Genomic DNA, 2,704 nt, shown 5'->3' with positions numbered 1-2,704 from the left:
TTCCGAATGAGACAACTCGCTGTATTGAAGATGCAGCCCATGGCCAACGGGGGGAACTGAAACATCTAAGTACCCCCAGGAAAAGAAAACAAGAGTGATTCCGCAAGTAGTGGCGAGCGAACGCGGAACAGCCCAAACCGCTGTGGTTACGGCCATAGCGGGGTTGTAGGACTGGCGTAATAATTTAAAAATGAATTGGAATGACTTGGGAAAGTCAGCCGCAGAGGGTGAGAGCCCCGTACAAGTAAGTTTTTAAGTTTGGCTAGTATCCTGAGTAGGTCGGAGCCGGTGAAACTCCGATTGAATCTGCCAGCACCATCTGGTAAGGCTAAATACTCCTGGGAGACCGATAGCGAACAAGTACCGTGAGGGAAAGGTGAAAAGCACTGTGAATAACAGGGTGAAATAGAACCTGAAACTGTACGCCTACACACGGTCGGAGCCCTTTAGTGGGGTGACGGCGTGCCTTTTGCATAATGAGCCTACGAGTTACTCTTCACTGGCAAGGTTAAGAATTTAAGGTTCGGAGCCGTAGCGAAAGCGAGTCTGAATAGGGCGTGATAGTCAGTGGAGGTAGACGCGAAACCAAGTGATCTACCCTTGGGCAGGTTGAAGTTCTGGTAACACAGGATGGAGGACCGAACCAGTTGACGTTGAAAAGTCTTTGGATGACCTGAGGGTAGGGGTGAAAGGCCAATCAAACTTGGAAATAGCTCGTACTCCCCGAAATGCTTTTAGGAGCAGCGTGGAGGTTTAGTTTAACGGAGGTAGAGCTACCGATTGGATGCGGGGGAGTCAAATCCTACCAAATCCAGACGAACTCCGAATGCCGTTAAATATACTCTGCAGTGAGGGTGTGGGTGCTAAGGTCCACATCCGAAAGGGAAAGAACCCGGACCATCGGCTAAGGTCCCCAAATCTATGTTAAGTTGAACAAAGGTAGTCCAATCGCGGAGACAGCCAGGATGTTAGCTTGGAAGCAGCTATTCATTTAAAGAGTGCGTAACAGCTCACTGGTCGAGTGATAGGGCATCGATAATAATCGGGCATCAAACATAGTACCGAAGCCGTGGATTAATGTAAATTAGTGGTAGGGGAGCATTCCAGCGACGGTGAAGCAGCATGGTGATGTGCTGTGGAGTTTCTGGAAAAGCAAATGTAGGCATAAGTAACGATAAGGCAGGTGAGAAACCTGCCCGCCGCAAGACCAAGGTTTCCTCAGCAATGCTAATCAGCTGAGGGTTAGTCAGGGCCTAAGGAGAACCCGAAAGGGGCATCTAATGGACAACAGGTTAATATTCCTGTACCTGCTATAGGTTAAAAGTGACGGAGAGTGTAATTTGTTGCGTCCTGAGGTAATAGGACGTTGAAGGCATCTGCTGACAGTACTGCAATACTTCGGTAGCGCAGATAATACAGAGAGCACTCTTCCAAGAAAAGCGACTATAGCAGCCTGTACCGCAAACCGACACAGGTGGTTGGGTTGAGCATACTAAGGCGCTCGAGTGATTCATGGCTAAGGAACTAGGCAAAATCGTCCTGTAACTTCGGGAGAAAGGACGCCGTCTCGCAAGAGCGGTAGCATTAAAAAGGCCCAGGCGACTGTTTAACAAAAACACATGGCTTTGCGAAGTGGAAACACGAAGTATAAGGCCTGACACCTGCCCGGTGCCGGAAGGTTAAGGGGGGGCGTTAGTCTTCGGACGAAGCGCTGAACTGAAGCCCCGGTAAACGGCGGCCGTAACTATAACGGTCCTAAGGTAGCGAAATTCCTTGTCGGGTAAGTTCCGACCTGCACGAATGGTGCAACGATCTGGGCACTGTCTCAGCCATGAGCTCGGTGAAATTGTAGTGCCGGTGAAGATGCCGGCAACCCGCAACGGGACGAAAAGACCCCATGAACCTTTACTACAGCTTCGCATTGGCATTGGGTAATGGATGTGTAGGATAGGCGGGAGATAATGAAGCGGCGTCGCCAGGCGTCGTGGAATCAACCTTGAAATACCGCCCTTCTATTATCTGATGTCTAACGGGATGACCGGACATTGCGTGGTGGGTAGTTTGACTGGGGTGGTCGCCTCCAAAAGAGTAACGGAGGCTTTCCAAGGTTCCCTCAATACGGTTGGCAATCGTATGCAGAGTGTAATGGCACAAGGGAGCTTGACTGTGAGACTAACAAGTCGATCAGGTACGAAAGTAGGACATAGTGATCCGGTGGTTCCGCATGGAAGGGCCATCGCTCAAAGGATAAAAGGTACTCTGGGGATAACAGGCTGATCTCCCCCAAGAGCTCATATCGACGGGGAGGTTTGGCACCTCGATGTCGGCTCGTCACGTCCTGGGGCTGGAGAAGGTCCCAAGGGTTGGGCTGTTCGCCCATTAAAGTGGCACGCGAGCTGGGTTCAGAACGTCGTGAGACAGTTCGGTCTCTATCTGTTGTGGGCGTGAGAAGCTTGAGAGGCTCTGACTTTAGTACGAGAGGACCGAGTTGGACTAACCTCTGGTGAATCAGTTGTGGTGACCGCTGCATTGCTGAGTAGCTACGTTGGGAAAGGATAAGCGCTGAAAGCATCTAAGCGCGAAACCGACCTCGAGATGAGGCTTCTTTAAAGGAGGGTTGTAGATGACGACCTTGATAGGCTGCAGGTGTACGCATTGAGAGATGTTTAGCCGAGCAGTACTAATGATCCGTAACTTTCTGATG

1 rRNA gene is annotated in these 2,704 nt (G+C 50.5%); it reads left to right on the top strand.

Annotated features, from left to right (window positions below):
* Window position 1: 1 nt before the first annotated feature.
* Window positions 2-2,704, top strand: a 23S ribosomal RNA gene (locus tag BC781_RS25080).

The sequence above is a fragment of the Sediminitomix flava genome (assembly GCF_003149185.1).
Taxonomy (GTDB): Bacteria; Bacteroidota; Bacteroidia; order Cytophagales; family Flammeovirgaceae; genus Sediminitomix; species Sediminitomix flava.
Note: the sequence above shows the minus strand (reverse complement) of the source record. Positions and strands in the feature narration are given on the sequence as shown.